This window comes from Pseudomonas sp. AF03-9 (assembly GCF_020515815.1).
Classification (GTDB): domain Bacteria; phylum Pseudomonadota; class Gammaproteobacteria; order Pseudomonadales; family Pseudomonadaceae; genus Aquipseudomonas.
The window spans coordinates 38,917-61,693 of sequence record NZ_JAHPJF010000015.1; the positions used below are offsets into that span (position 1 = coordinate 38,917).

Here is a 22,777-nt window from a genome sequence, read left to right on the forward strand (position 1 = left end):
ACAGGCGCCCTCACTCAGGCGACGCCGATGATCATGTCCCTGGAACCACGCATGCTGTTCGACGGCGCGGTCGCCGCCACAGTGGCTGACGTGGCGCAGGCCGACAGTCACGCCACGGCTGCCGATGCGGCCGCCAAGGCGCCGACCACCGAGCCCGCCGGTACCGGCAGCGAAACCCATGCGCAAACCGATGCGCCCGTGACCCCGGCCCCGGTCGCCGTACCGGGTGAAACCGTGGTGTTCGTCGACGCGCGGGTCAAGGACTCTGCCGAGCTGCTCAAAGGCGTCGCCCCCGGCACCCAGGTGGTGCAACTGGACGCGAGCAAGGACGGCCTGCAACAGATCGCCGATTACCTGGGCAGCCACCAGGGCGTCAGCTCGGTGCAGATCATCGCCCACGGCAACGCCGGGGACCTGTGGCTGGGCAACACCTATTTGTCGGCAGACAACGTCGCGGCCCGCAGCGACGTGCTGGCGCAGATCGGCCAGGACATGAACGTTGGCGGCGACATCCTGATCTACGCCTGCAACACGGCGGCGGGCGACAAGGGCATCAACTTTGTCGACTCCCTGGCGCAGCTGACCGGGCGCGATATTGCCGCGTCCACCAACCGCACCGGCGCGGGCAGCGACTGGACCCTGGAAATCGCCACCGGCTCCATCGAGAGCCACACCGCGCTGTCCTACGGCAGCATGTCGGGGTATCAGTACAGCCTGGCGACGATCACGGTGCTCAATAACGGCGACAGTGGTGTCGGCAGCTTGCGTCAGGCCCTGAGCGACGCGGTGTCGGGGGATACCGTGGCCTTCGGTGCCGACATGACGGTCAACCTCAACAGCCAGCTGATCATCACCAAGAACCTCACCATCGACGGCGATCGCAACAATGATGGCGTGGCAGACGTGACCATCAGCGGGCAGTACAAAACCCAGGTGTTGAAGGTCAACTCCGGCGTCACCGCGACCCTGGATGGGCTGATCATCACCAAGGGCCTGGCCGCCGGCAACGGCGCTGCGGCGGGGACCGACGGAACGGCGGCCATGGGCGGCGGCATTGTCAACTACGGTAACCTGACCCTGACCAATGTCACGGTGACCAGCAACGCAGCCTCGGGCGGCGGTGGCGGTGGCGGGGTTACTGCGCCTTATGTCGGTGGCGCGGTCGGTGGCGGCGGTGGCGGTGGCGGCGCGCTCGGCGGGCAAACCGGTGGTCACGGTGGTACTTCCGGCTTTGGTACAGGCGTGTATGGCGGCACTTCCGGCAGTGCCAACACCGGCGGCAACGGCGGCGGCTATAACCCCAACTACATGGGCGGCAGGGGCGGCAGCAGCACCGGCGGCGCGGGCGGCGTGGGCGCGGCCAACTACAGCAATGGCGGCGCCGGTGGTACGGCAAACAATGGCACGATTTCCATTGGCGGCGGTGGCGGCGGCTCCGGTTGGGACAAACCTGGCCGGGCGGGCGCCTCGGCCAGCGGCGGTATCTACAACGGCAGCACCGGCACACTGACCGTTGTCGGCACGTCGGTGATTACCAACAACATCGCTGCCGGCGGCGGCGGTGGTGGCGGTGGTGGCCTGGGTGGCTCCGCCGATTCGGGCGGCGCGGCCGGCAAAGGCGTCGGCGCGATCTGGAACAAAGGCACGCTGTTGATGACGGCTGCCAACTTTGCGGCCATGAGCGGTAACGTCGGTGGCAGCGGCTCCGGTGGCCCTGCCTTGGGCGGCGGTTCCACGGGCGCCTCCGTAGCGGCCGTGAACAACATCTTCAATGACGGCGGCACGGTAAACACGGCTTATTCCCCGGGGCCAACCGCGACCATCGTGATGGCGGATACCGCGTTGAAAATCGGCGATACCTCGCTGGTCACCATCACGTTCAGCCGTGCGGTGAGCGGTCTCACCAACGCCGACCTGACGATCGCCAACGGCACCTTGACCGCTGTGAACAGCCTCGATGGCGGCATCACCTGGACCGCGACGTTCACGCCGACCAGCAACATCACCGATGCGACCAACCTGATCACCCTCGATAACACAGGGGTGGTCGCGATCAACGACGGCTTGGCTGGCGCGGGCACCACCAACTCGGCCAATTACGCGATCGACACCGTGCGGCCAACCGCGACCATTGTGGTCGCCGACACCGCGTTGAGAATCGGCGAATCCTCACTGGTGACCATCACCTTCAGCGAGGCGGTGACCAGCTTCAGCAACGCCGACCTGACGATCGCCAACGGCACCCTGACCGCTGTGAACAGCTTTGATGGCGGCATCACCTGGACCGCGACGTTCACGCCGACCAGCAGCATCACCGACGCCACCAACCTGATCACCCTGGACAACACTGGCATCGCCGACCTGGCGGGCAACGCCGGCAGTGGCACCACGGATTCCAACAACTACGCCATCGACACGGTGCGGCCGACCGCTTCCATCGTGGTCGCGAACACTGCCCTGAGCATCGGTCAAACCAGCTCGGTGACCATCACCTTCAGCGAGGCGGTGTCCGGCTTTACCACCGCCGACCTGGCGGTCGCCAATGGCATCGTGTCGTCGCTTACCAGCAGCGACGGCGGCGTCACCTGGACCGCCACGTTCACCCCCAGCAGCAACGTCAATGACACCACCAACCTGATCACCTTGAACAACACCGGCATCAGCGACTTGGCAGGCAACACGGGCAGCGGCACCACTGATTCCAATAACTACGTCATTGACACCCAGCGCCCAACCGCGACGATCATCGTGGCGGACAGCAGCCTGAAAATCGGCGAATCCTCACTGGTGACCATTACCTTCAGCGAGGCGGTGACCGGCTTCAGCAACGCCGACCTGACGATCGCCAACGGCACCCTGACCGCTGTGAACAGCCTTGATGGCGGCATCACCTGGACCGCGACGTTCACGCCGACCAGCAGCATCACCGACTCTACCAACCTGATCACCCTGGACAACACCGGCATTGCCGACCAGGCCGGCAACGCCGGCAGCGGCACCACGGATTCCAATAACTACGCCATTGATACCGTGCGGCCCACCGCGACGGTGGTGGTGGCCGACAGCGCGTTGAAAATCGGTGAAACCTCGCAGGTCACTATCACGTTCAGCGAGGCCGTCACCGGCTTTACCAATGCCGACCTGACCATCGCCAATGGCACCCTGAGCGCGGTCAGCAGCAGCGACGGCGGTATCACCTGGATCGCGACCTTCACACCCAGCGCGAGCATCACCGACACCACCAACCTGATCACCCTGGACAACACGGGCATTGCCGACCAGGCTGGCAACGCCGGCAGCGGCACCACCGACTCCAACAATTACGCCATCGACACCCAGCGTCCGACCGCGACCATCGTAGTGGCCGACCCGGTGCTGAACGCCGGTGAAACCTCGCTGGTGACCATCACCTTCAGCGAAGCGGTCACCGGGTTTACCAACGCCGACCTGAGCATTGCCAATGGCACCTTGAGCGCGGTGAGCAGCAGCGATGGCGGTATCACCTGGACCGCCACCTTCACCCCGACCGCGGGTATCAACGACGCCACCAACCTGATCAGCCTGAACAATACGGGGGTGAGCGATCTGGCCGGTAACTCGGGCTCGGGCGTCACCAACTCGGCCAACTACAGCATCGACACCGTGGCGCCTACGGCGACCATCGTCGTGGCGAATCCGGCCTTGAACGTTGGCGCCAGCTCACTGGTGACCATCACCTTCAGTGAAGCGGTCACCGGGTTTACCAACGCCGACCTGACCGTCGCCAACGGCACCCTGAGCGCCGTGAACAGCGTCGACGGTGGCATCACCTGGACCGCGACGTTCACCCCTTCGAGCAATGTGACGGACGCCACCAACCTGATCACCCTGGACAACACGGGGGTGCAGGCGGCGACTTCGGGGAACGTCGGCAGCGGCAGTACGGATTCCAACAACTACGCCGTCGATACCCAGCGGCCCACCGCCACGGTGGTGGTCAACGACAACGCGCTGGGGATTGGCGGCACGTCGTTGGTCACGATCACGTTCAGCGAGGCCGTCACTGGCTTCAGTTTGGCTGACATGACGGTCGACAACGGCGCGCTGTCGAATCTGTCGACCAGCGACAACATCACCTGGACCGCGACGCTGACGGCGGTGGCAGGCATCACCCAGGGCAACAACCATGTGGTCGTCGACAACACCGGCGTGGCCGACACCGCCGGCAACGCCGGTTCCGGCACCACCACGTCGAACGCCTATGCGGTCGACAGCCAGCGCCCGACCGCGACCATCGTGGTCGCCGATTCGGCCCTGAGCGCGGGTGAAACCTCGCTGGTGACCATCACCTTCAGCGAGGCGGTTACCGGTTTCACCAACGCTGACTTGAGCGTGCCCAATGGCACCCTGAGCGCCGTGAGCAGCAGCGACGGCGGTATCACCTGGACCGCGACCTTTACACCGACCGCGGGTGTCCACGACACCACCAACCTGATCAGCCTGAACAATACGGGCGTGAGCGACCTGGCCGGCAACGCCGGCACGGGCACCACCAACTCGGGTAACTTCACCATCGACACCGTGCGCCCAACCGTAACGATCGTCGTGGCCGACAGTAGCCTGAAAATCGGCGATACCTCGCTGGTGACCATCACCTTCAGCGAAGCGGTCACCGGCTTTACCAACGCCGACCTGACCATCGCCAACGGCACCTTGAGCAGCGTGGCCAGCTTCGATGGCGGCATCACCTGGACCGCGACCTTCACGCCGACCACCAACATCACCGACGCCACCAACCTCATCACCCTGGACAATACCGGTGTCGCCAATGCCTCCGGCAACGCCGGCAGCGGCACCACCGACTCGAACAATTACGCGATGGATACCGCGCGTCCGACGGCCACCATCGTGGTCTCGGAGACGACACTGAACATCGGTCAAACTTCGCTGGTGACCATCACCTTCAGCGAAGCGGTCACCGGGTTTACCAACGCCGACCTGACCATTGCCAATGGCACCTTGAGCTCGGTGAGCAGCAGCGACGGCGGTATCACCTGGACCGCGACCTTGACCCCGCTCGCCAGCATCACCGACACCAGCAACGTGATCAGCCTGGACAACACCGGCGTCAACGACCTGGCGGGCAACGCTGGCAGCGGCACCACGGATTCGAGCAACTACGCCATCGACACCCAGCGCCCGACGGCAACCATCGTGGTCTCCGACGCGAGCTTGAGCGCCGGCGAAACCTCGGCGGTGACCATTACGTTCAGCGAGGCGGTCAGCGGTTTCACCAATGCCGACCTGAGCGTCCCCAATGGCACCCTGAGCAGCGTGAGCAGCAGCGACGGCGGTATCACCTGGACGGCCACCTTCACGCCGGACGTGGGCATCCGCGACACCACCAACCTGATCACCCTGAACAATACTGGGGTGAGCGACCTGGCCGGCAACGCTGGCGCGGGCACCACCAACTCGGCCAACTTCAGCATCGACACCGTGCTGCCGACAGCCACCATCGTGGTGGCGAACCCTGCGTTGAGCATCGGTGAAACCTCGCTGGTGACCATCACGTTCAGCGAAGCCGTCAGCGGTTTCACCAACGCCGACCTGACCATCGCCAACGGCACCCTGAGCGCCGTGACCAGCGGTGACGGCGGCATCACCTGGACTGCGACCTTCACCCCGACCAGCAGCATCACCGACGCCACCAACCTGATCACCCTGGACAACAGCGGCGTGGCCAACGCCTCCGGCAACGCCGGCAGCGGCAGCACCGACTCGAACAATTACGCGATTGATACCGTGCGTCCTACCGCGACCATCGTGGTGGCGGATACGGCCCTCAGCGTCGGTCAGACCTCGCAGGTGACCATCACCTTCAGCGAGGCGGTGAGCGGTTTCACCAATGCCGACCTGACCATCGCCAATGGCACCTTGAGCGCGGTGAGCAGCAGCGACGGCGGTATCACCTGGACAGCCACCTTTACCCCGGCGGCCGGCATCACCGACACCACCAACCTGATCACCCTGGACAACACCGGCGTCGCCGACCTGGCGGGCAACGCCGGCTCCGGCACCACCGATTCCAACAACTACAGCGTCGACAGCCAGCGGCCGACAGCCACGATTGTCATGAGCGACAGCGACCTGCGTCCGGGCGAAACCTCGTTGGTGACCATCACCTTCAGCGAGGCCGTCACCGGCTTCGACAACAGCGACCTGAGCGTGGCCAATGGCAGCCTGAGCAACGTCAGCAGCAGCGACGGCGGCATCACCTGGACGGCAACGTTCACGCCGACCCTGAGTGTGACCGACGCCACCAACCTGATCGTGCTGAACAATACCGGCATCGCCGACCTGGCGGGCAACAGCGGCACCGGCACCACCAACTCCGCCAACTATTCGGTGAACACCGAGGTGCCGACGGCAACCATCGTGGTGGCTGACACGCAACTGAAGGCGGGTGAAACCTCCCAGGTGACCATTACCTTCAGCCAGGCCGTCAGCGGCTTTACCAACGCCGACCTGACCCTTGCCAACGGCAGCCTGAGTGCGGTGAGCAGCAGCGATGGCGGCGTCACCTGGACCGCGACGTTCACGCCGACCAGCAATATCACCGACACCAGCAACCTCATCGTGCTGGACAACAGCGGCGTGGCGAATGCCTCGGGCAACAGCGGCGTCGGCACCACCGCCTCCAACAACTACAGCATCGATACCCAGCGGCCGACCGCGACCATCACCGTGGCCGACGCCGTCCTCGGCATCGGGCAAACCACCACGGTCACCGTAACCTTCAGCGAAGCGGTCAGCGGTTTTGATTTGTCGGATCTGAGCGTGGCCAATGGCACGTTGTCCAACCTCGTTTCCAACGATGGCGGCAAGACCTGGACTGCCACCTTGACGCCGACCGTCGCGATTACCGACCCGACCAACCTGGTGGTGCTGGATGCCAGCCTGGTGAACGACGCAGCGGGCAACGCCGGTGCGGGCATCGCCATTTCCAACAACTATGCGCTCGACGCCGACCGGCCAACCGCGACGATCTCCGTGGCCAACCCGAACCTGACCGTCGGCCAGACCACCACCGTGACGTTCACCTTCAGTGAAAAAGTCAGTGGTTTTGACCTGGATGACTTGAGCGTGGCCAACGGCACCTTGTCCAACCTCGCCACCAGCGATGGCGGCAAGACCTGGACCGCCACCCTGACGCCGACGGCCAACCTCTTTGATCCGAGCAACTTCATCACCCTCGACACCAGCCTGGTGACGGATGCGGCGGGCAATGCCGGCAGCGGCTTCAGCAACTCCGGCAACTACGCGATCAACACCGTCGCGCTGACCGGCGACCCGCTGTTCCGTGTCACCGGCCCGACGGCGCCACCGGGGGCGCCGGACGCGCCGCTGCAACCGATCATCTTTGGTCTGCCCAGCGGCAACCTGGGCTCGCCGATTGGTTTCCCGGCGCTGTTCGAGCAGCGTGATTCGGGCGGCGGCTTGCCGCCGATCGGCAACATCTTTATCCGCAACAACGCTCTGGCGCCAAGCTATATCGCCCAGGTGTTCAGCACGGACGGCGGCAATGCGGCGGGTGCCTCCGGGTTCCTCGGGTTTGGCGGCGGCGATGGCGGGGTGTTTGGCTCAAGCACGTTATCGGGCCTGTTCAACCGCGAAACCCAGGGTGACGACGGTGGCTTCAAGGCCTTCGACAGCAAATCGATCCAAGGCTCGGGCGGCACGTTGGGGGCGCCGACCCTGGGTCAACAATTGCAGCAGATCAACGACGTACAACAACGCCAGGTGATTGATCTGGCGCACGCACTGCAACAGGTCGGCATCAACGGAATGCAGGCTTGAACACACTTAATTCAAGGCGCGGGAACAGGGGCAGTCCAAGGATGAATAAAAGTCATAAGTTGTTCGGCGCCAGCTTGCTGGCGCTGGCGATCAGCGGTTGTGCGGTCACCAGCAAGCCGATTGAACGCAGCGTCAGCGAGCAGCGCGCTCGCAGCGACCTGCAGGGCATGTACAAGGATCAGGAACCGCTGAGCGGCCCGTTGACCCTGCACCAGGCCATGGCCCGCGCGGTGAAGTACAACCTCGAAGGCCGTTTGAAGGTGATGGAAGAGGCGTTGGCCAAGCGTCAATCCGACCTCTCCAGCTTTGACATGCTGCCGCGCATGGCGCTGTCGGCCGGTTATGCCGGGCGCAACAACACCAACGCCTCCAGCAGCCAGAGTGTGCGTACCGGCACCCAGTCCCTGGAACCGTCCACCTCCCAGGACCGCGACCGTCGCGTGGCGGACCTGACCATGGTGTGGAACGTGCTCGACTTTGGCGTCAGCTACATCAGCGCCAAGCAGCAAGGCGACCAACGCCTGATCATCCAGGAACGCCGCCGCAAGGTGATCAACACCATCGTCCAAGACGTGCGCTCGGCCTACTGGCGCGCCGTGGCGGCCGAACGTTTGCTTGGCCAGATCGACAGCCTGATGGCCCGCGTCGACCAGGCCCAGAGCAACAGCCAAAGCATGAGCGAGCAACGCATCGGCGACCCGGTGCAAGCCCTCGGCTACCAGCGTTCACTGATCGAGGCCACGCGCCAATTGCAGGAGCAGCGCCGCGCGTTGTCCCTGGCCAAGACCGAGCTGGCGACCTTGATCAACCTGCCCATGGGCACCGAGCTCAAGCTGGCCACGCCGGACGACTACAGCGTGCCGCAACTGAAGGTCAACCTCGCCAGCCTGGAACAGGAAGCCCTGGCCAACCGTCCTGAGCTGCGCGAGCAGGACTACCAGACCCGCATCAGCGCCGCCGAAACCCGCAAAGCCATGCTGCGCCTGCTGCCGGGCCTGGAATTCAGCGCCGGCGGGCATTACGACAGCAACTCGTTCCTGGTGGACAACCGCTGGGCCGACTACGGTGCCAAGGTCACCTGGAACCTGTTCAACGTGATCTCGGCCCCGGCCGCCATCGACGTGGCCAAGGCCGGCGAAGAAGTCGCCACCGCCCGCCGCCAGGCGATGTCCATCGCGGTGCTGGCGCAGATCTACGTGGCCAACGCCAACTACCAGGACGCCGTGCGTCAGTTCAAGACCAACGAGCAACTGGCGAATATCGACGGGCAGATCCTCACCCAGCTGCGCAACCGTCACCAAGCTGCTGGCCTCGGCGAGCTCGACCTGATCCAGGGCGAACTCAACACCCTGCAAGCCGACCTGCGCCGCGACCTGGCCTACGCCGACCTGCGCAACGCCTACGGCCAGATCTTCGCCAGCGCCGGTCTCGACCCGCTGCCCGAGCAACTGGACTCCGACCGCGTGCAGAGCATCGCCACCGCCCTGGCCGGTCGCGAGTCGGCGTGGGCGGCGGGCAACATCGCCGCGCCGGTGGCGCCTGCCGTGGTCAAGTAATCGGCGGGTGCTGACGGCGAGTCGCACTCGCCGTCAGCGTATCGGTGCGTCGAGCGGTCGTGGCAGGGCGTTCATCTGGGCTAGACTCGGGTGACTCATCTTCTTAGGAATCTGTCATGGAATCGCCTGTGCATAGCTTGTCGTCGTTGTTCAAGCAGTTGGGACTGCCGGATGACGCGCAGAGTATCGATAAATTCTTGGTGGTTCATTCGCCGCTCAAACCCGAACTGGAACTGGCCGATGCGTTTTTCTGGACGCCCAGCCAGAGCGCGTTTTTGCGTGAGGAGAAACGCAAGGATGCGGATTGGGCGGAGTTGGTGGATGAGTTGGACGTGTTGTTGAGGAAGGGGCGGGGGGTGTAAAAAACTGCGCGAAAACCACAAAAGTTGAAAAAAACTGATGAGGCTTGAAAAAAACGGGGCTTTAATCGCGCAAGTGAACTTTTTCTGAGGTTGCGCGATGTCTCGGGTTAGTCATTGCCTCGCTGTCCCCCAAAGCGTTGCACCTGCCGCAGACGCTGTACTCGACCCTAGCCTGTTCGCCTTCGCCGCCTGTCGCGCTTGCTGATCCACCAAATCCTCTGCCACTACGGCGCCCTGGAAAACGGCCTGCTGCTGCCGGTTTCCGTTGCGATGAAACACGAAGAACAGGCCTGCCTGGAGGCGCTCAAGACGTTCTTCCAACCGCCCCGGGACTTGTGGAACGTCACCTGGCTGGACGGCGAGCAAATGGTCTTCGACTTCAGCGGCCACCCTACGGTCTACCGTTACTGGGACGCGACCCGCTGCGTCGAATATGGTCCGCCGCGCGCTAGAGGTAGAGCTGCGTGAAGAAATCGAGTTTCTCGATCGTTGTGACCGTGTGATCAAGGCCGTGAATCTGCGCTTTGACGTGCGTGGCAGCGATCTGTCGAAGCTGGTGATGATGTGCCTGGACAATGACGGCAAGGTATCCAGGCATCGCAGGAAACAGTTTCAGTACAGCGTGGGGGAGGAGGTGTTTGGATTTATCGAGGAGGAGGTGGGGCGGGCTTTGCATGAGATTGCTGAAGTTACTTTTTTGTTCTTTCTGGTTCTTGACTGACGGCATTGGGGAAATCCTGTCCTCATTTTTCCGCTCATCCGCAAAAGTGTTTCAAAACTTGACGGCCTTCCGTTCATCCACCATATTGATAGTTAGCAAACTAACTGTATGCGAACTATCCAGTGCCTCAATCCCTCGAACAACTTCACATGAACCTCAGCAGCAGCATGGTGGTGGGCGCCCGTAACTGGCGCAAAATCTGCCAGACCACGCTGGTGAGCTACGGCATTTCCGAAGCCTGCGCGGTGCCGCTGTTGATGATCGGCCGCCTGGGCGACGGTGTGCATCAGGTAACAGTCGCCCAGGCTTCGGGGATGGAAAGCCCGTCGTTGGTGCGCCTGCTCGACCAATTGTGCAACGGCGGCTACGTGTGCCGCACCGAAGACATTCACGACCGCCGCGCCAAGGCCTTGAGCCTCACCGAGCGTGGCCGTGAGCTGGTGCAGGCGGTGGAAGTGCAACTGGTGCGCCTGCGCAAGGAAGTCCTGGCGGACATCGCCCCCGACGATATGGCAGCCGCCTTGCGCGTGCTGCGGGCCTTCGAGGCGGCGAGCCTTTGAACGGATTCTTTACCGGTTTCCCGCCGGCCCGCGACTGGTTCTACGGTGTGCGCACCTTCGCCGCCTCGATGATCGCGCTGTACATCGCCATGCTCATGCAGATGCCGCGCCCCTATTGGGCGATGGCCACCGTGTACATCGTCTCCAGCCCGTTTGTCGGCCCCACCAGTTCCAAGGCGTTGTACCGCGCCATCGGCACCCTGATGGGCGCGGCGGCGGCGGTGTTTTTTGTGCCGATGTTCGTGCAGTCGCCCTATGTGCTGGTGGTGGTGATTGCCTTGTGGACCGGCATCTTGCTGTTCCTCTCCATGCACCTGCGCACCGCCAACAACTATGCGCTGATGCTGGCCGGCTACACCTTGCCGCTGATCGCCCTGCCGGTGGTGGATAACCCGCTGGCCGTGTGGGACGTGGCCGAAGCGCGCACCGAAGAAATCTTCCTCGGCATCGCCGTCGCCGCTGTGGTCGGCGCGATGTTCTGGCCACGCCGCCTGGCGCCGGTGTTCGATGGCTCGGTGAGCAAATGGTTTGCCGACGCCCAGGTCTACAGCCAACGCTTTCTGACACGCAACGTCACGCCAGAAGAAGTCAGCAGCCTGCGCGGCGGCATGGTCGCCACCTTCAACACCCTGGAGCTGATGATCGGCCAGTTGCCCCATGAAGGCGCGCGGCCGCAGACGGTGCGCAACACCAAGGAACTGCGCGGCCGCATGATTCACCTGTTGCCCGTGGTGGAAGAACTCGACGACGCGCTCTACGCCGTCGAACAGCGTGCGCCGCAGTACCTCGAGCAACTGACGCCGCTGTTGGAAGCCTCCAACCAGTGGCTGCAAAGCAGCGCAGAAAACCCCACGCTGGACAGCTGGCGCGCCCTGCGCGACCAACTCGAAGCCCTGCAACCCAGCGGCGAAGCGCTGGACGAACGCCACACGCTGCTGTTCTCCAACGCCCTCTACCGTCTCGGCGAATGGATCGACCTGTGGCAAGACTGCCGCAGCCTGCAAGCTGCCATCGCCTGCGAAAGCCAGGTTACCTGGCGCGCCGTCTACCGCCACTGGCGCCTCGGTCGCCTGACCCCGTTCCTCGACCGTGGCCTGATGTTTTACTCGGCGTTTTCCACCGTCACCGCGATCATCGTCGCCTCGGTATTGTGGATTCTCTTGGGCTGGACCGACGGCGGCAGCGCGGTGATCCTCGCCGCCGTGGCGTGCAGCTTTTTCGCCTCGATGGACGACCCCGCGCCGCAGATCTACCGATTCTTTTTCTGGACCGCGATGTCGGTGCTCTTCGCCAGCCTTTATCTGTTTTTGGTGCTGCCCAACCTGCACGATTTTCCGATGCTGGTGCTGGCGTTCGCGTTGCCGTTCATCTGCATCGGCACGCTCACCGTGCAGCCGCGTTTCTACCTGGGCATGCTGCTGACGCTGGTCAACACCTCGTCGTTCATCAGCATCCAGGGGGCGTATGACGCGGACTTTCTCAACTTCGCCAACGTCAACCTGGCCGGGCCCGTAGGCTTGTTGTTCGCCTTTGTATGGACCCTGATCGCGCGACCCTTCGGTGCCGAACTGGCGGCCAAGCGCCTGACCCGTTTCAGCTGGCACGACATCGTCGGCATGACTGAACCGGCGACCCTCAACGAACACCGTCACCTCGCCGCGCAAATGCTCGACCGCCTGATGCAGCACCTGCCGCGCCTGGCGATCATCGGCCAGGACACCGGCATCGCCCTGCGTGACCTGCGCGTGGCGCTGAACCTGCTCGACCTGCTGGCCTACTCGCCGCGCATCCTTGGCGTGCCACGGGTGCTGCTCAACCAGGTGGTCGAAGGTGTCGGCGGTTACTTCAAGGCCTGCCTCAAGGCCGGTGAACGCTTGCCCGCGCCGAGCGGTCTGCTGATGACCCTCGACCGCACGCGTCGTGCGCTCAACGGCCAGGGCCTGCAAGACGAAGACGATACCCGCGTGCACCTGCTGCACGCACTGGCCGGCCTGCGCCTGGCGTTGTTGCCCGGTGTGGAGTTCATTGGCGGCGCCGAGATGCAAGCGCCGCTACCCGATGGAGCGCCTTTATGATCGGTGATCTGGATATCAGCGGGGTGTTCCTGCCCACGCTGCTGGTGCTGATGGGCATTACGTACGTGTTGTTTCTGGTGGTGCACGGGTTGTTGACCCGTCTCCACTTCTACCGCCTGGTCTGGCACCGGGCATTGTTCAACGTGGGGCTCTACGCGCTGTTGCTGGGCGCGGTGGACTCACTCAGTCGATACCTGATGACATGAAAAAACCGTTTTTGACCATCGGCCGTGTAGTCCTCACGTTGTTGATCGTGACCTTTGCGGTCGTCGTGGTGTGGCGCATGGTCATGTACTACATGTTTGCGCCGTGGACCCGCGACGGGCACATCCGCGCCGACATCGTGCAGATCGCCCCGGACGTGTCCGGGCTGATCCAACAAGTCGAGGTGCGTGACAACCAGCTGGTGACCAAGGGCCAGGTGCTCTTCGCCGTCGATCAGGATCGCTTCAAGCTGGCCCTGCGCCAAGCCCAGGCCGCCGTCGCCGACCGCCAGGAAACCCTGGCCCAGGCCAACCGCGAATACAAACGCAACCGTGGCCTGGGCAACCTGGTGCCGAGCGAGCAACTGGAAGAAAGCCAGTCCCGCGTTGCCCGTGCCCAATCGGCGCTGGCTGAAGCGCAGGTGACGGTGGACGCCGCTCAGCTCAACCTCGACCGCTCGGTGATCCGCAGCCCGGTGGACGGCTACGTCAACGACCGTGCGCCGCGCAGCCAGGAGTTTGTCACCGCCGGGCGTCCGGTGTTGTCGGTGGTGGACAGCAATTCGTTCCACATCGACGGTTACTTCGAAGAAACCAAGCTCGACGGTATCCACGTCGGCATGGGCGTGGACATTCGGGTGGTCGGCGACAACGCCCGTTTGCACGGGCATGTGCAGAGCATCGTCGCCGGTATCGAGGACCGTGACCGCAGCAGCGGCGCCAACCTGTTGCCCAACGTCAACCCGGCGTTCAGCTGGGTGCGCCTGGCCCAGCGGATTCCAGTGCGCATCGCGTTTGACGAGGTGCCGGCAGACTTCCGCATGATTGCCGGACGCACGGCCACGGTGTCGATCATTGGAGACAAGCCATGAAGCAACGGCTGGCCATTACTGCGCTGGGGTTGTTGCTGTCGGCCTGCCAGGCGGTGGGCCCGGATTACAAACTGCCGGATGCAGCGGCGGTGAAGCGCGGCGATCTGCAAGGGCAGCTCGCGGGCGAGGGCCACAATGTGGTGTCGGCGCCGGTGCCGGCCGACTGGTGGAAACTGTACAACGACGCGCGCCTGGACGAACTGGTGCGCCAGGCCATGGCCTCCAACACCGATCTGCGCGTGGCCGCCGCCAACCTGCAGCGTTCGCGGTATCAGGTGCAGCAGGCGGAATCCGCCGGTGGCTGGAATGCCGGGGTGAAGGCCGAGGCCCAGCGCTTGCAGGAATCCGGCGAGGCGTTCTTGCTGGCAGACAAAGTGCCGGTGGCGAACATCGGCAGTGTCGGCATCAGCACGTCGTACCAGTTCGACCTGTGGGGCACCTTGCAGCGCGGGATCGAAAGCGCCCAGGCCAGCGCTGATGCCGCCCAGGCCGCCGCCGATATTGCGCGCATCACCCTGGTGGCGGATGTGGTGCGTTCCTACACCCAGGTCTGCGCGGCCAACGAAGAACTGGCGATTGCCAACGAGTCCCTGCAACTGCAAGCCCAGAGCACCACCCTGACCCAGCGCCTGCGCGACGCCGGGCGCGGCGATGAAACCCAGGTGACCCGCTCGCAAACCCAATACAAATCCTTGCGCGCCGACATGCCGCGCTACGAAGCGGCGCGCCAGGCCGGTCTGTTCCGTCTGTCGATGCTGCTGGCCAAGCCGGTGGATCAATTGCCGGCGGGCACCGGCAGCTGTGCCGAGCTGCCGCACATCGCTCAGTTACTGCCGGTGGGCGACGGCGCCGCGCTGCTCAAGCGGCGTCCCGACGTGCGCCAGGCCGAACGCCAGTTGGCGGCAGCGACGGCGCGTATCGGCGTGGCCACCGGCGCGCTGTACCCGGACATCAGCATCGGCGCCACGGTCGGCACCGTCGGCATTCTGGAAAACCTCGGCACCGCACCGACCAACCGCTGGGGTTTCGGCCCGCTGATCAGTTGGACCGTGCCGACCAACGGCGCCCGCGCACGTATCCACGAAGCCGAAGCCGCGACCCAGGGCGCCCTGGCGCATTTCGACGGGGTGGTGCTCAACGCCATCCGCGAAACCCAGACGGGCCTGGCGCAATACACCGCGCAGTTGCAGCGTCGCGACGCCTTGAACGAAGCCGGCGAGTCGGCCAAGGAAGCGGCGGACCAGACGCACCGCTTCTTCCAGGCCGGCCGCGCGTCGTTCCTCGCCGACCTGCAAGCCACCCGCACCTACACCGATGTACGGGCGCAACTGGCGGCGGCGAACACCCAGGTTGCCATGAGCCAGATCGATCTGTTCCTGGCCTTGGGCGGCGGTTGGGAAAGCGGACGAACGCAAGCGGCGCAAGCCAGCAAACCCTGAGCGAATAGCTATGCTTTGTCAGGTGAACGCCGTGGCTTTTCAGGCAACGGCGCTCACCTGACACTGCTCGCGTTTGCTCATGGGGATTCCAATAATGAAAAACCCTTATGCTCCCGCTTTCTGGTGCGTGTTCTTCGCACTGGTGTTGTTATCGGCTGCCTACTTCTATGGCGTCATGCTCGCCCATCAAATCGACAAGGCCATGGTGTTCCTCGACAGCGCCTGCCTGGTGATCGGTACCTTATCCATCGGCGTGGTGGCCTGGGCGTCCTACCAGAACCATCGGATCAAACGTCGGCTGCTCGAACAGGGCAAGACCCGCGTGGCGATCTGGGACACCAAGGTCGCCCTGCGCCGCGTCGAAACCGTATTCGACCGCTATTTCTGGGGCAGCTACTGGCAGCCTGGGCGCACCTTCCAGGAAGTCATGGGTGAACTCACCGGCACGCCCCTGGAAAAAAGCCTAGAAGCCCTGAAAAAACAGTGCGTGGCCCTGGATCAGCAAGTCGCCGACGGTAGGCATTGGCTGAATAATGCGCGGGAATTGTCCGACGTCGCCGCGCAAATGGCGCGGGAGCGCTACCAACTGGACTTCTGCGACCCCAAGGCCGACACCCCCGGCAATGCGGTGATCCACCGCGAGTTTGAGGTGCTGGTGTACACCTGGACGGCGCGGTTGAAGAGTTTTGATCACCAGCTCGATGAGATCGACTCGGAATACTCGTGAACCATCTGCTGGCCTGACCCCTCTGAAAAGCTGGGCCGTTCGCGGCCGCCAGTGCTAATCTTCCCCCGCTTTTGGCGGGCTTGAGCCAACCCTTTCAGGGTTCAAGGAAGACAGCCCACTTCTCACAGGATTTGATCAGGTCACTTCATGAATAAGCCAGCCGTAGTTCTTTTGGGTTTTGTTGTCGCCGTTGGCGTCGTCAGTGCAGGCGGTGCCTGGTACACCGGCAAGCAGTTGGAGCCGGTGCTGCAAACGGCGGTGCAGGACGCCAACAAGGAACTGCAACGTTCCATGGCCGGCGTCGACGGGCGTCTGGACCTGGAGCTGGTCTCCCTCGACCGTGGCCTGTTCAGCAGTACCGCGCACTATCGCCTCAAGGCCCAGGGCTCGTTCTTCGGTGAGCAGAACCCGAACCCGGAACTGCTCTTCGTCGACCACATCGAACACGGCCCGCTGCCGTTCTCGCGTCTGGTGTCGCTGAAGTGGCTGCCGGTCATGGCCACCAGTCACTACGCGCTGGAAAAGAACGCTACCACCGAAAAATGGTTCGCCGCCGCCAAAGACGTGTCGCCGCTCAAGGGCGTGGCCAATATCGGCTACAGCCGTTCGGTCAGCGGTAATCTCGAATTGCTGCCACTGGAGTACAAGGACGACACGTCCAGCGCCAGCTTCTCCGGGCTGAACCTGGACTTCGACAGCAGCGCCGAAGGCAAGAAGGTCAAGGTCGACGGCTTCATGAACAGCCTCAAGCTGAACGCCGTCGATGGCAACGGCACGCCCTTCGCCGCCGACCTGTCTGGCCTGACCGTGGCCAGCAACCTGGAAAAATCCACCTTCGGCTTCTACACCGGGCAGAACACCGTTGAACTGACCGACACCAAGCTGACCTTCGGCCCGCAACAAACCGTGCTGACCCTCAAGGGCTTCGAGCAGAAAGACACCAGCGACGTCAAAGACAACAACATGGCTGGCCGCGTCGACTACAAGATCGACGCGATCGGCTTCCAGGGCAAACCGGTCGGCTCCGCCGCCATGGCCGTGAGCGTGAAGAACATCGACGTGCCGTCGGGCCTGCTGCTGACCAAGCTCTATCAGGACAAGATGCAGCCGGTGCAAGCCGCCGCCGCTGCCGGGCAACCGGTGCCGGAACTGCAACTGACCGAAGCCGAGCAGACCCTGGCCGAAGCCAACGTCAACCAACTGCTGGCCGCCAAGCCGCAAGTGGCGCTGGAAAACCTGTCGCTGAAAACCGCCCACGGCGAAAGCAAGTTCAACCTGGTCCTGGACCTGGCCAAGCCTGCGTCCATGGAGCTGCCACCTGTTGAGCTGGGCAAGCAGATCATTGCGCTGCTGGATGCCAACCTGACCCTGTCCAAGCCCATGATCGCCGATATCGCCGCCCTGCAAGCCCAGGCCGGTGGCGTGACCGATCCGAAAGCCGTCGAGCAGCAAGCGCAGATGGCTTCTGAAATGGTCAGCGGCATGGCCGTCGGCACCCAACTGGCGACCCTGGTCGGCAATGACGTGGTGTCCCAGCTGCACTACGCCAACAACGAAGTGACCTTCAACGGCCAGAAGATGAGCGTTGAGCAATTCATTGGTTTCGTGTTGGCCAAAGCCGGTGCGGTGAGCGGCGCGCAGTAAAAATTTCGCCATCACCCGCAAATAAATAATGGGGGGGGCGGGCGTGCGTGTGAACGGGGTCAAACAGTCGACACTGACCCCGTTATCACAGGTAAGTCCGTTCCCCCATTGGCTTTTCAGATTCCCCACCAATTCTGAACAATTGTTATGAATTGGCCTTTTCCCTACTTTCCTAAGGGATAGTTCCTACAGGAAAGCTAGGTCGGGTCACTAGACGCCGACACCCTGATGCAAATCGCTCAGGACCACCTATCGTTACAGCTTTCCGTGTGTAAGGAAGCTCACGATATGCTGCGAAACCTACCACTCAGTGCTTCAGGCCGGTTGCGACTGCTCATCGGGGCAGCCTTGTGCAGCCAGTTATTGGTGCCAGCCTTCGCCGTGGCCGACCCTGCCTACGATGCCCTGATCATTCAGGCCCGCAACGGCAATTTCACGCCGGCCCTGACGCAATTGCGCCAGTTGCCTGCCGAGCGCCAGACGCCGGGCCAGGTCAGTGATCACCTGGTTATCGCCGGTTGGGCAGGGCAGGATGCCGAAGTGCTCAAGGTGTACGAGGCTCAGGGTAAAAATCGCACCTTGACGCCCCAGGCGCTCGCCACCGTGGCGCGCACCTATCGCAATCAGAAGCAGTGGGCCCAGGCCGAGGCGGTGTATCGCCAGGCGCTGCTGCGTGACCCGAACAATGTCGACCTGCAACTGGGCCTGGCCCTGACCCAGGCCGACGGCGGCAAAACCACCGAAGCCGTGCAACGCGCCCGTGCGTTGGTCGCCGCCAAGCCTGATGACCCGAACCGGCGCATGGCCCTGGGCTACGCGCTGACCCGCGCGGGCTTTAACTATGACGCGCTGTTCGAGTTCGACCAGGCCTTCCTGCATGCCGGGGATAAACCGGAAGTTGCCCGCGAATACATCGTCGCCTTGCAAAAGGCCCGCATGCCGGAACCGGCCCTGCGCCTGTCGGCCAAGCGCCCGGGCCTGGTCGACCCGGTGACCCAGCGTCGCCTGGAAGGTGACCTCGCCGCCGAACGCGTGCGTATGGCCGAGTTCGCCACGCGTTCGGAAAACGAACGCTATGTCGTCGCCGACCGTGCCCTGCAGGACTACGACAAACTGCTCGCCCGCTGGACCCCGGACGCCAGCGCCCACGACGACGTAGTGCGCTGGCGCATCGACCGCCTGGGCGCGCTCAAGGCCCGCGCACGTACCGCCGAAGTGATCCGCGAGTACGAAACCCTCACCGCCGAAGGCGTGCAATTGCCCACCTATGCCGTGCGTTGGGTGGCCGCGTCGTACCTCGATCAGCGCCAGCCGGAAAAATCCGAGCCGCTGTATCGTCAGGCCCTGAGTGCGCCGGATGCCGAGCCGGATGATCGGGTCGAAGACACCACGGCGCTGTTCTACGCCTTGCAGGAAAGCGACCGGGGCACAGAGGCGGTCGAAGTCGCCAAAGGCCTGGCCACCAGCCAGAAGCCACGGGTTGAACTCAAGGGCTTGCCCATCGGCAATCCCAACGACGCCTGGATGGATGCGCAACAACTGTCGGCCCAGTCCGGCGTGTACGGCGGCGACCTGCCGGGCAGCGAGTCGAGCCTGGACGCGTTGGTCGACAAGGCCCCAGGCAACGTCGGCCTGCGCCTGGCCCAGGCCGACATGTACCGCGCCCGCGACTTGCCACGGCGCGCCGAAGGCATTCTCAAGGAAACCGAAGCCCAGGTGCCGCGTGACATCGGCCTGGAAGTCAGCCAGGCCTACACCGCGATGGATTTGCAGGAGTGGCGCCAGCTCGACGTGCTTACCGACGACGTGCTCGCTCGCAACCCGGACAGCCGTCAGGTGCAGCGCCTGAGCCGGTTGCGCGATGTGCACGACATGGCCGAGCTGCGCGTCGAGGCCTACACCGGCAAGAGCTTTGGTGGCGGTAGCGACAGCGCGGCCGGTGCCGTCTCGGGCAGTCGTGACTGGGGCATTGAAAGCCGTATCTACACGCCGCCGATTGACGAAGACTGGCGCCTGTTCGCCGGTGCCGGCTACGCCACCGCCGACTTTGAAGAAGGCACGGGCCATCACCGCTGGCAGACCGTGGGCGTCGAACGGCGTACCCGCGACATGACCCTGGAGGCCGAAGTTTCCAACCATTCCTACGGCGATGGCAGCAAGCAAGGTGCCGCGGTGTCGATTGCCCGTGACATCAACGACAACTGGCAATACGGCGGTAGCCTCGGTTATTTGCTGTCCACCACGCCACTGCGGGCGTTGAATGCCGGGATCACCGCCAACGGCGGCAGCGGTTTTGTGCGCTGGCGCGCCAATGAAAGCCGCGAGTGGAAACTGACCCTCAGCCCGTCCCATTTCAGTGACGGCAACGACCGTTTCGAAGCCCTGCTCAGCGGCCGCGAAGGCCTCTACAGCTCACCACGGGTGCAAGTGGACCTGGGCCTGGAGGTCGGCGCCAGCCGCAACAGCAAGGAAGACACGGTGTACTTCAACCCGAAGTCGGACTTCACCGTGTTGCCGGTCATCAACATCAATCATGTGCTCTATCACCGCTACGAGACTCAGTGGAGTCAGCAGTTCCAGGTCGGTGCGGGTACCTATAGCCAGCAGGATTATTCCACCGGCGGCATCGGGCTGGTGGGCTACGGCCAACGCTACCGCTGGAATGACGTGCTGGAAGCCGGTGCCAACCTGAGCCTGATCAGCCGACCTTACGACGGCAATCGCGAACGCGATCTGCGCCTGCTCGTCGACCTCACTTACCGTTTCTAGAAGAGCCTGACCATGACCGTCCTCAGCCGTTGCTTGTTGATCCTGGGCGTAATGCTGGCCAGTGCCTGTGCCCAGCAACCCGCGCCTTTCACCCCACCCGCCGAGCGGCCGATCGCGCCCAACGAATTGCCGTGGCCGAAGAACCACTTCCTGGGCATTGCCTACCACGACGTCGAGGACCGCGACCCCGATCAGGCGGTGGTGGCGGTACGCACCGAACGTTTGATCGAGCAGTTGGCCTGGCTGCGCGAGAACGGCTACCAGGCGGTCAGCGTCGATCAGATCCTCGCCGCCCGCCGTGGCGGTACACCGTTGCCGCCCAAAGCCATCATGCTCAGCTTCGATGACGGCTATTCAAGCTTCTACACCCGCGTGATGCCGATTCTGCGCGCCTATAACTGGCATGCCGTGCTGGCGCCGGTGGGCTACTGGATCGATACGCCGCTGGATAAACCCGTGGATTTTGCCGGTGTGCCACGTCCACGGGGTGAATTCCTGACCTGGCAGCAGATCCGTGAAGTGTCACAGTCCGGCCTGGTGGAAGTGGCCGCGCACACCGATGCCAGCCACACCGGGATCCTCGCCAACCCCCAGGGCAACCTGGAACCGGCGGCGGCCTCGCTGCGTTATGACCCGGCCACCGGCCGCTACGAAACCCAGGCGCAGTTCCAGGCGCGGATGCGTGCGGACGTCACGGCGATCTCCAACAAGATCCAGGCAGTCACCGGCAAAAAACCACGGGTATGGGTGTGGCCATACGGCGCCGCCAAAGGCACCACGTTGTCGATCGTCGCCGAACAGGGCTACCAGATGGCCCTGACCCTGGAAGACGGCCTCGACAATCTCGGCGACCTGATGAACAGCCCGCGCTTTCTGGTGGCCTCCGACCCGGACGGCGAGCACTTCGCCAACAGCATGGTCGCGGTGCAAACCCCGGCGCCGCTGCGGGTGATGCATGTGGACCTGGACAACGTGTATGACCCGGACGCAGCCCAGCAAGCGCGCAACCTCGACCAGTTGGTGCAGCGCGTGTTGGACATGGGCGCAAGCACGGTCTTCCTGCAAGCCTTCGCCGACCCCAAGGGTGACGGCCTGGTGCACTCGGTGTACTTCCCCAACCGTCACCTGCCGGTGCGCGCCGACCTGTTCAACCGCGTCGCCTGGCAACTGCACACCCGTGCCCATGCCGCCGTGTATGCGTGGATGCCGGTGCTGAGTTTCGCCCTCGATCCCAAGCTGCCGCGCGTGACGCGCTGGGACCCGAAAACCGGCCAAATCGGCCTCGACCCGGATCAATACCAGCGCCTGTCGCCGTTCGACCCGCAAGTGCGCAAGATCATCGGCGAGATCTACGAGGACCTGGCGCGCAACAGCGCCATCGACGGCGTGCTGTATCACGATGACGCAGTGTTCAACGATTTCGAAGATGCCAGCCCCGCGGCGCTCAAGGCCTATGTCGCGCAAGGCTTGCCCGGCAGCATCGAAGCCCTGCGCGCCGACCCGGCCGTGATGCAGCGCTGGACCCGTTTCAAGAGCCGCTACCTGATCGACTTCACCAATGAGCTGACCGGCAAAGTCCGCGCCATTGCCGGGCCGCAGGTGCTGACTGCGCGCAATATCTTCGCCGAGCCGATGCTCAATCCGCAGAGCGAAGCCTGGTTCGCACAGAACCTCGATGATTTCCTCCAGACCTACGACTGGACCGCGCCGATGGCCATGCCGTTGATGGAAGGCCAGGAGTACAAGACGTCCAACGCCTGGCTGGAAAAACTGGTCGCCACGGTCAAGGCGCGCCCCGGTGCGCTGAACAAAACCGTGTTTGAACTGCAAGCCAAAGACTGGCGCACCAAGGCCGCGCCGGACATCGACAGCGACCAGATGGCGCAATGGATGGGTGTGCTCAAGCGCCAGGGGGTCACCAGTTTTGGCTACTACCCGGACAACTTCCTGGAAAACTCCCCGGACCTGAAGACCGTGCGTCCGGCCCTTTCCAATCAATGGAACCCTTGA

At 63.7% G+C, this 22,777-nt stretch carries 12 protein-coding genes and 1 pseudogene; all 13 read left to right on the top strand.

Going from position 1 to position 22,777, the window contains the following annotated elements; genetic code table 11:
* The first annotated feature begins 51 nt into the window (after positions 1-51).
* The 13 genes and pseudogenes from LIY36_RS19080 to pgaB all read left to right on the top strand — a co-directional run bounded on the left by LIY36_RS19080 (position 52) and on the right by pgaB (position 22,777).
* Positions 52-7,839: an Ig-like domain-containing protein gene (locus LIY36_RS19080; protein ID WP_226456772.1), complete on the top strand. Its 7,788-nt coding sequence runs from the start codon at positions 52-54 to the stop codon at positions 7,837-7,839.
* 41 nt (positions 7,840-7,880) lie between these two features.
* Positions 7,881-9,395, top strand: a complete 1,515-nt coding sequence (locus LIY36_RS19085; RefSeq protein ID WP_192298556.1) for a TolC family protein — start codon at positions 7,881-7,883, stop codon at positions 9,393-9,395.
* 116 nt (positions 9,396-9,511) lie between these two features.
* Positions 9,512-9,757: a DUF2789 domain-containing protein gene (locus LIY36_RS19090; protein ID WP_192298555.1), complete on the top strand. Its 246-nt coding sequence runs from the start codon at positions 9,512-9,514 to the stop codon at positions 9,755-9,757.
* Between the two features lie 186 nt (positions 9,758-9,943).
* Positions 9,944-10,478: pseudogene (locus tag LIY36_RS19095) on the top strand (Fic family protein); the annotation flags it as partial.
* Between the two features lie 149 nt (positions 10,479-10,627).
* A complete protein-coding gene (locus tag LIY36_RS19100; RefSeq protein WP_192298554.1) occupies positions 10,628-11,038 on the top strand; it encodes a MarR family winged helix-turn-helix transcriptional regulator in 411 nt (136 codons plus the stop codon).
* Positions 11,035-13,113 (top strand): FUSC family protein, encoded by a 2,079-nt coding sequence (locus LIY36_RS19105; protein ID WP_226456621.1) that lies wholly within the window; start codon positions 11,035-11,037, stop codon positions 13,111-13,113. The genes LIY36_RS19100 and LIY36_RS19105 overlap by 4 nt, the downstream gene beginning before the upstream one ends.
* Positions 13,110-13,319: a DUF1656 domain-containing protein gene (locus LIY36_RS19110; RefSeq protein ID WP_010214247.1), complete on the top strand. Its 210-nt coding sequence runs from the start codon at positions 13,110-13,112 to the stop codon at positions 13,317-13,319. The genes LIY36_RS19105 and LIY36_RS19110 overlap by 4 nt, the downstream gene beginning before the upstream one ends.
* Positions 13,316-14,188: an efflux RND transporter periplasmic adaptor subunit gene (locus tag LIY36_RS19115; RefSeq protein WP_192298552.1), complete on the top strand. Its 873-nt coding sequence runs from the start codon at positions 13,316-13,318 to the stop codon at positions 14,186-14,188. The genes LIY36_RS19110 and LIY36_RS19115 overlap by 4 nt, the downstream gene beginning before the upstream one ends.
* Positions 14,185-15,627 (top strand): efflux transporter outer membrane subunit, encoded by a 1,443-nt coding sequence (locus LIY36_RS19120; RefSeq protein ID WP_226456622.1) that lies wholly within the window; start codon positions 14,185-14,187, stop codon positions 15,625-15,627. The genes LIY36_RS19115 and LIY36_RS19120 overlap by 4 nt, the downstream gene beginning before the upstream one ends.
* Before the next feature lie 94 nt (positions 15,628-15,721).
* Positions 15,722-16,354 carry an NADH:ubiquinone oxidoreductase subunit N gene (locus LIY36_RS19125; RefSeq protein ID WP_192298550.1) on the top strand — a complete coding sequence of 211 codons (633 nt, stop codon included), beginning with the start codon at positions 15,722-15,724 and terminating at the stop codon, positions 16,352-16,354.
* Between the two features lie 147 nt (positions 16,355-16,501).
* On the top strand, positions 16,502-17,998 hold the full coding sequence (locus LIY36_RS19130) for a YdgA family protein (RefSeq protein ID WP_226456624.1): 1,497 nt from the start codon (positions 16,502-16,504) through the stop codon (positions 17,996-17,998).
* A 288-nt stretch (positions 17,999-18,286) separates the two neighbouring features.
* Positions 18,287-20,767, top strand: coding sequence for a poly-beta-1,6 N-acetyl-D-glucosamine export porin PgaA (gene pgaA, locus LIY36_RS19135; RefSeq protein ID WP_226456625.1), 2,481 nt, complete (start codon positions 18,287-18,289; stop codon positions 20,765-20,767).
* Between the two features lie 12 nt (positions 20,768-20,779).
* Positions 20,780-22,777, top strand: a complete 1,998-nt coding sequence (pgaB, locus tag LIY36_RS19140) for a poly-beta-1,6-N-acetyl-D-glucosamine N-deacetylase PgaB (protein WP_226456626.1) — start codon at positions 20,780-20,782, stop codon at positions 22,775-22,777.

Coding starts and splice junctions, on each gene's coding strand:
- LIY36_RS19110 (WP_010214247.1), top strand. CDS start 13,110: ATGATCGGTGATCTGGATATCAGCGGGGTGTTCCTGCCCACGCTGCTG.
- LIY36_RS19125 (WP_192298550.1), top strand. CDS start 15,722: ATGAAAAACCCTTATGCTCCCGCTTTCTGGTGCGTGTTCTTCGCACTG.
- LIY36_RS19115 (WP_192298552.1), top strand. CDS start 13,316: ATGAAAAAACCGTTTTTGACCATCGGCCGTGTAGTCCTCACGTTGTTG.
- pgaA (WP_226456625.1), top strand. CDS start 18,287: ATGCTGCGAAACCTACCACTCAGTGCTTCAGGCCGGTTGCGACTGCTC.
- LIY36_RS19120 (WP_226456622.1), top strand. CDS start 14,185: ATGAAGCAACGGCTGGCCATTACTGCGCTGGGGTTGTTGCTGTCGGCC.
- LIY36_RS19090 (WP_192298555.1), top strand. CDS start 9,512: ATGGAATCGCCTGTGCATAGCTTGTCGTCGTTGTTCAAGCAGTTGGGA.
- LIY36_RS19085 (WP_192298556.1), top strand. CDS start 7,881: ATGAATAAAAGTCATAAGTTGTTCGGCGCCAGCTTGCTGGCGCTGGCG.
- LIY36_RS19130 (WP_226456624.1), top strand. CDS start 16,502: ATGAATAAGCCAGCCGTAGTTCTTTTGGGTTTTGTTGTCGCCGTTGGC.
- pgaB (WP_226456626.1), top strand. CDS start 20,780: ATGACCGTCCTCAGCCGTTGCTTGTTGATCCTGGGCGTAATGCTGGCC.
- LIY36_RS19080 (WP_226456772.1), top strand. CDS start 52: ATGCTGTTCGACGGCGCGGTCGCCGCCACAGTGGCTGACGTGGCGCAG.
- LIY36_RS19100 (WP_192298554.1), top strand. CDS start 10,628: ATGAACCTCAGCAGCAGCATGGTGGTGGGCGCCCGTAACTGGCGCAAA.